Annotated in this window: 8 protein-coding genes; all 8 read right to left on the bottom strand. The window is 53.2% G+C overall.

Going from position 1 to position 6,191, the window contains the following annotated elements; translation table 11 throughout:
• A partial coding sequence (locus DW826_RS18485) for a CHC2 zinc finger domain-containing protein (protein WP_242994140.1) occupies nucleotides 1-694 on the bottom strand: 694 nt, incomplete at its 3' end.
• Nucleotides 695-700: 6 nt separating this feature from the next.
• Nucleotides 701-979 (bottom strand): immunoglobulin, encoded by a 279-nt coding sequence (locus DW826_RS17095; protein ID WP_117553181.1) that lies wholly within the window; start codon nucleotides 977-979, stop codon nucleotides 701-703.
• The gene (locus tag DW826_RS17090; RefSeq protein ID WP_181968107.1) at nucleotides 976-3,075 is read right to left on the bottom strand and encodes a type IA DNA topoisomerase; all 2,100 of its coding nucleotides are present in this window, start codon (nucleotides 3,073-3,075) and stop codon (nucleotides 976-978) included. The genes DW826_RS17095 and DW826_RS17090 overlap by 4 nt, the downstream gene beginning before the upstream one ends.
• Entirely contained in the window at nucleotides 3,056-3,748 is a 693-nt protein-coding gene (locus tag DW826_RS17085) for a hypothetical protein (protein WP_024739085.1), read from the bottom strand. Before DW826_RS17085 ends, DW826_RS17090 begins: the two co-directional genes overlap by 20 nt.
• Nucleotides 3,745-3,939 carry a hypothetical protein gene (locus DW826_RS17080; RefSeq protein WP_002571001.1) on the bottom strand — a complete coding sequence of 65 codons (195 nt, stop codon included), beginning with the start codon at nucleotides 3,937-3,939 and terminating at the stop codon, nucleotides 3,745-3,747. Before DW826_RS17080 ends, DW826_RS17085 begins: the two co-directional genes overlap by 4 nt.
• Complete coding sequence (locus DW826_RS17075; RefSeq protein WP_117553298.1) at nucleotides 3,936-4,691, bottom strand: DUF4366 domain-containing protein; 756 nt, start codon at nucleotides 4,689-4,691, stop codon at nucleotides 3,936-3,938. The genes DW826_RS17080 and DW826_RS17075 overlap by 4 nt, the downstream gene beginning before the upstream one ends.
• Nucleotides 4,681-4,932 carry a DUF4315 family protein gene (locus tag DW826_RS17070; protein WP_117553297.1) on the bottom strand — a complete coding sequence of 84 codons (252 nt, stop codon included), beginning with the start codon at nucleotides 4,930-4,932 and terminating at the stop codon, nucleotides 4,681-4,683. Before DW826_RS17070 ends, DW826_RS17075 begins: the two co-directional genes overlap by 11 nt.
• A 29-nt stretch (nucleotides 4,933-4,961) precedes the next feature.
• Nucleotides 4,962-6,191, bottom strand: a 1,230-nt coding sequence (locus tag DW826_RS17065) for a CHAP domain-containing protein (RefSeq protein WP_147327176.1), incomplete at its 5' end; no start/stop codon positions are given.

Below are 6,191 nucleotides of genomic sequence, written 5' to 3'. Positions count from 1 at the left end.
GGGACATGACGGACAGATAGCGCATATACTTTTCGCTTTCAAACAGTTCTTTGATGCCCTGCTCGATGCCATCTGTGATTTCCCTTAGCCGTTCTCGGTTGGTGGGTTTATTCTCAGCCATGATTTTCAATCTCCTTTCCAAGTGTGTGATTTCTGCTGTGTGTTCTGCAATCCATGCCTTTTGTTCTTCTTCACTTTCATAAAGAAAAAGGTCCATCAGGTACTCTACATAGGTTTTCTTCTGGATTGCTTCCACAAAGCGGGGGTGCGGTTCTTCCTCCGGTGTCCTGGGAGAACGGTCGGCTTCCCATTTTTTCAACAGATAATAGTAATCGGACAGTACGCGATAACACCGCTGCCGGTCCTCCCGAAACTGTTGTGCCTCGGTTTTCTGCCGGACATACCTCCTTCGGGGAGGGGCCTGACTGTCATAGATCAGGCCAAAGTCCTGTGCCAGTTTCTCCGCCGCTTCTTTTGGGGAGAGGTCAAAGAGCTTTGCGTTAAAGTCGATTACATCCCCATCTGCACCGCAGCCAAAGCAGTGAAACCGCTGGTCTACCTTCATGCTGGGGTTCTTATCATCGTGAAAGGGACAGCAGGCCATGCCAGTTCGACTGACTTTTATCCCGTAAAACTCTGCCGCTTCTCTGGTGCTGACCGACTGCTTGACTGCTTCAAATACATTCTCTGCCATGTGCCTTTAACTGCCGGCCTTTCTCACAGGGGGCTGGTATCCGGCAGCTTTCGCACGCTCACTGGCAGCTTTGCGGCGTTCTGCGCTGTATGGCTCCCTGACTGATACACACCGCTTGGGGACGGTAAAGTTATGGGCATCCTTTCGGGTGATCTGGTCGGGGTGCTTTTTTGCCAGCAGTTCCAGTTTCTCCATCAGGCGGGGATCGTGGGTGTAGACCTCAGCCATTGGTTCTGCCTGGTTATAGAGGAGAATGGTTTCCCGTTCCACTAAAGAGAGCTTCATCGGCTGCCTCCTTTCCGCTGGTCAAATTCCAGCTTAAAGTTGGCGTACTGTCCATCGTCCTCCAAAACCACAGCGGCATCGTAGGTCTTGCCAGTTTTCTCAGAATATAGGCCCGTTACACGGACACGGCCATCTTTCAGCAGTGCAGACACCACAGCCTTGGTCGGCTGTTTTTTCTTGGCAGCCCACCATTTGTTATTTTTCCAGATTGCAAATTTGCAAGAATCATTCTGACAGAAGAAGCCTTTTTGCAGTTCTGCAACTTCACCGCCGCAGCGGGGGCATTTGCCTACCACCTCACGGGGCGGGGAGAACAGGTACTCGGTTCCCTTGATGACCTGATAAGTTCCCACCAGATCTTTCAGCATGGTGCTGATCCCGTCCAGAAACTCCTCCGGGGCAAGTTGCCCGCGCTCGATCTCTCCCAGGCGGTACTCCCACTCGGCAGTCAGAAGCGGCGATTGCAGCTGTTCCGGCAAGACTGTTATCAGGGAGACTGCATCGTGGGAAGGGAGAAGCTGCACCGTTTTCCTGTTCTTTTTTCGTTCCAGAAAACCGGCAGATACCAGCTTTTCCAAAATACCGGCACGGGTAGCCGGTGTCCCCAGACCTTTTCGCTCGGCGTCCTCCGGCATATCTTCTTTTCCGGCAGTCTCCATTGCGGACAACAAGGTATCCTCCGTAAAGTGCTGGGGTGGACTGCTTTTGCCTTCTTTGACGATTGCAGCAGCAACCGCAAGGGTCTGTCCTTCAGTCAGCTCCGGCAGGGCTTTCTCTGCACCATCTTTTTTCGGCTCTGCATCTTTCATTTTGGCACGGTAAGCGTCCTCCAGAGCTTTCCATCCGGGGTGCTTCACTGTTTTTCCTTTGGCGGTAAACTCCCCACCGGCACACGCTGCAATCACAACAGTTTCCGAATAGATATGGGGCTGGGCTACGGCGCACAGCAGACGCAGGGCCACCAGCTCCAGCACCGCTTTTTCTCCCGCAGGAAGGGCAGAAAGGTCTGCATCCTTGAGATTTCTGGTAGGGATTACTGCGTGGTGGTCAGTTACTTTCTTATCGTTGATGACCACATGGGGGTCACAGGTAATGGCGATCCCTTTGCGAAACGGCATAGCATTGGCAACCAGATTGACCAGCACCGGCAGGCTGTCTGCCATATCACCGGTCAGATAGCGGCTGTCAGTACGGGGATAGGTGCAGAGCTTCTTTTCATACAGGCTTTGCAGATAGTCCAGGGTCTGCTGGGCTGTAAATCCAAGCAGGCGGTTGGCATCTCTTTGCAGAGTAGTCAGGTCATAGAGGGCAGGCGGCTTTTCGGACTTTTCCTTGCACTCCACCTTTTTGATTGTGGCAGCTGCACCCTGACAGGCTTCTTTCAGCTGCTCGGCAGCAGCCTTATCCGCCATGCGCTCCCCGGATACGGTAAGACCGGGCAGCTCCAGCGCCACGGTATAAAAGGGAACTGGCTTAAAGGTGTCGATCTCAGCTTCTCGCTGGACAATGAGCGCCAGGGTTGGGGACATCACGCGCCCGATGTTGAGGGTGCGGTGGTACAGCACGGAAAACAGCCTTGTGGCATTGATCCCCACCAGCCAGTCGGCCTTAGCGCGGCAAAGAGCAGCATCCCGAAGCCCGTCATAGTCCGCACCGGGGCGCAGGTTTGCAAAGCCTTCCCTTATGGCGGAGTCCTCCATCGAAGAAATCCAGAGGCGTTTCATGGGCTTTTGGCAGCCTGCCAGCTCGTAGACGCTGCGGAAGATCAGCTCGCCCTCGCGTCCGGCATCGCAGGCATTTACTACCTCCGTCACATCCGGGGCGTTCATCAGCTTTTTGAGAATATCAAACTGCTTTTTCTTATCCTTTCCCACTACCATCTGCCAATGCTCCGGCAGAATAGGCAGGTCATCATATCGCCACTTGGCGTACTTGGGGTCATAGCTGTCTGCGTCCGCAAGACCGGCCAGATGGCCCACACACCAGCTGACACGCCAGCCGTTGCCCTCCAGATACCCGTCCTTACGGGCAGTTGCACCGATCACCGCCGCCAAACTCTGGGCAACTGATGGTTTTTCAGCAATCACCAGCTTCATATTCTTCAACCTCCCATTCTTCCCGCACAGGCGTGTGCAGTTTTTTCTCAATGCTGTTTTCCTCATCCAGAAGCAGGTTATAACCAAACCGGTAGTCATAGCGGTACAGTTTCCCCAGCAGGTCATTGATGATGATGCGGCAAGCCAAAATGACACGAGTTTTATCCACCTGCATCAGCTGGTAGCGTTGATAATTGCTGTAATATTCTTCATGGCGGTGGGTATTGCGGACAGCATCTTCAAGCAAACTTTCTACTGCATCCTGACAACCATCCTCTTTTTCACCCTCCATACAGTTCAGAAGTTCCATTACCATAGGAAAGCTCTGTTCATCCATAGGAGCTTCTGCTGCAAGAAAACCGATCAGGGCAGATAAGAGCAGACGGGCTGCTGCCTGTTCCTGGTCCGTCAAAACAGCCATCGTTTTCTCCGCATTTGGCAGAATCTTATCTTCCACAAAATCTGCCGCGTCACCGGAATAAAGCTGACGGACAGAATCTATGGATAATGAAACCATCACGGCATCCTGAGAAAAGTCAAAGGAATCTTCCTGTTTTGCTTTTCTCCGAAGTTTGTTTAACATGGTAGAAAGAATGTCGCCGCCAAAATACACGGCGATCACCAGCAGGTCAAAAACAGCAATCAGCTTGATAAATATAATCAGAACACTCATTTTTTTCGTTTCCTTTCTTTGAGCCATCGTTCCATCTCACGGTGGCAGACACCTACGCAGGGGCTTCCATAATTTCCGCAGCCATAACAGGGGTGGCTTTGGGGCAAAGAGGGAGGACGGGAAGTTTCCTTCCCGCCCTCCGGCCTGCGTGTCATCATGCGTTCATAGGGACTGTCTGTGAAACGGGTCATTTCACGCTGTCCTCGTCATCTTCTTCTGCGCTGCCCCCGTCAGCATCCGGCTCGTCCGACTCCTCATCCTCGGTTTCCCATTCCTCGGAATCTTCCTCGCCATAATCATAATCGTCCAGACTGTCATTGCCCTTGGTCTTAGGCTTGTTCTTAACGAGCTTCAAGTAGGCAAATACACCACCTCCACCAAGCAGAGCCAGCAGCAGGATCAGCGCAGCCGGGTTCAGTCCGGCAGGCTTCTCTTTTTCTGGCTTCGGTGTTTCTACCGGAGGTTCCGGTGCTTTTCCCGTACATTTACTCTTATCCGTTACACAGACCGGACAGGCCGTATTGACTGCCCCTGCTTCACATTTCTTCGTGCAGCTGCACACCGCAGGCGGCTCCTCTTTGGCATTTCCATCTTCCATCAGCGCCATCAGGTCCGCTTCATCCACCTGGTTCAGAAAGTGAACAGCAGTCTTTTTATCCTCATTGGCCCTGTCGATCAGGATATAAAAATAGTTGCCTGCCTTGGTGGTAACGGTAATGAGCTGCTTGTTGCCACCAAAATCATCCACCAGAGCGGCGTTACCCTCCGGGGTCAGCGGAGGTGCTTTTTCGGGTTCTTCCACCACCACATTGCTGTCATTGGTGGTATCCTCTGCCGGGGGCGGCGCTGCGCCCTGGGCAAAAGCGGGAACAGTAAAGCCCGATGCCAGAACCAGCGTCAGGCAAAGGGCGGAAAGTGTTCGGAGCAATCGTTTATTCCTCATAGCTGTTTTCCTCCTGTTCGTTGTTGTCATCCACCATACTGCCGGAAACTGTGCCGCCGGACAGCATGGCGCTCAGCTGGGCAGGGGTCATACGCAGTGCGCGCACCATCTGAACGATCTCCAGATTTTCTGCCTCGGTTTTCTGTGCCTCCAGCGCCTTGAGCTTTTCCTGATACTCTGCGATCTTCTCACGGACCTTTGTAATCTCCTGGTCAATGCGCTCAATTTTGTTCTTTGCCATCGTCTATCACTCCTTCTTAAAAATCTCTGTTACCAGTTCATCAGGCCGTAGCCCTTAATGCTTTGATAATTCAGGTCATAACTTTTGATCTTGCAGGCATCGCCGGAATTTCCCTCCACGGTATAAACACGGCTGCCATCCGTACCGATCACGATACCTACATGGTCTGCTGTCCCATCCAAATCCCAGTCAAAGAAAATGGCATCACCGGGGGCGATGTTCTCATATCCTCGTGCGCCCCACTGTCCATGAGACTGGAACCACGGAACACCCTGCCACTCACAGCCTGCAAAGCGCGGCTCACTTTTTCCTGCCTGGTTATAGCACCAGGATACGAAGCAGGCGCACCATTCCACGCGGCTGTCAAAACCGTACCAGCTCCAGTAGGGATAACCGCCCACATTGCCCACCTGACTTTTCGCCAGTTCCACCAGCTGCGGATTGCCGGGGCGGGTGCCGTTAATGAACTGCACACCGGACAGATCTTCCGAGCCGCTGGTATCAGGGGAACCGCCGCCAAACAACAGCGGCTTATTGCCCATGGTCTGTCGGTAGACCTGATACATTTCCATCTGCTCCGGGGTCAGAAGTTCCGACGCCACAGCGGAAATGGGCTTGCTGGTGAGTTTCACATTCAGAATGTAATACTCATAGGGGACTTCTTCTGAGGTGGTCTCGCCGGTCTCCAGGTCGGTGGAGGTCTCCGTGCGGTAGCGAATCTCCACTTCCTCAGTAAGCGTCAGCTGATACTGTGCTGCAAACACACGCGCCAGCTCTGCCTGAGCGCTCTGCCGGGTGTAGCCTTGCAAGACGGCAGAGAGAAATGCTGCCAGCTCATGAGGGTCATGGCCGATCATACCAAGGTCATAGCGATACTCGTCATACCCTGGGTGACTGCTTTCAATGTTGTCGATTTCCTCCTGCAACTGGGCTTCTCTGGCTGCATAATCTGCCTCCACCGCCAGCATTTCCGGGTCATCCGACGGATAGGTGGTGCCGGAGAGAACGGAACCGATGCTCTGCGCCATCATGGAGCAGGAGGACATGGTATTCATCAGCATACAGGTAATGAGGAACAAAACCCCTGCCATCAGGAAACCCTTCTTGTGGCGCATGACGAATGCCCCTGCCTGCTGTGCCTTTTCTTTTACCGTCCTTGCGGCTTTTCCTGTTTTAGATGCAGCCTGGGCGGTATTTCCAGCAGTCTGACCGGCGTGTTTGGCGGCGGCATACTGCTTTTTGATGGCCTGCTTTTGCTG

Source organism: Clostridium sp. AM34-11AC (genome assembly GCF_003435375.1).
GTDB classification, from domain to species: domain Bacteria; phylum Bacillota; class Clostridia; order Lachnospirales; family Lachnospiraceae; genus Pilosibacter; species Pilosibacter fragilis.
This window is presented reverse-complemented; position numbering and strand designations above follow the sequence as displayed.

Bases quoted from the DNA above. Each gene is read 5' to 3' on its own strand.
- DW826_RS17070 (WP_117553297.1), bottom strand. From the start codon at position 4,932: ATGGCAAAGAACAAAATTGAGCGCATTGACCAGGAGATTACAAAGGTC.
- DW826_RS17095 (WP_117553181.1), bottom strand. From the start codon at position 979: ATGAAGCTCTCTTTAGTGGAACGGGAAACCATTCTCCTCTATAACCAG.
- DW826_RS17075 (WP_117553298.1), bottom strand. From the start codon at position 4,691: ATGAGGAATAAACGATTGCTCCGAACACTTTCCGCCCTTTGCCTGACG.
- DW826_RS17085 (WP_024739085.1), bottom strand. From the start codon at position 3,748: ATGAGTGTTCTGATTATATTTATCAAGCTGATTGCTGTTTTTGACCTG.
- DW826_RS17090 (WP_181968107.1), bottom strand. From the start codon at position 3,075: ATGAAGCTGGTGATTGCTGAAAAACCATCAGTTGCCCAGAGTTTGGCG.
- DW826_RS17080 (WP_002571001.1), bottom strand. From the start codon at position 3,939: ATGACCCGTTTCACAGACAGTCCCTATGAACGCATGATGACACGCAGG.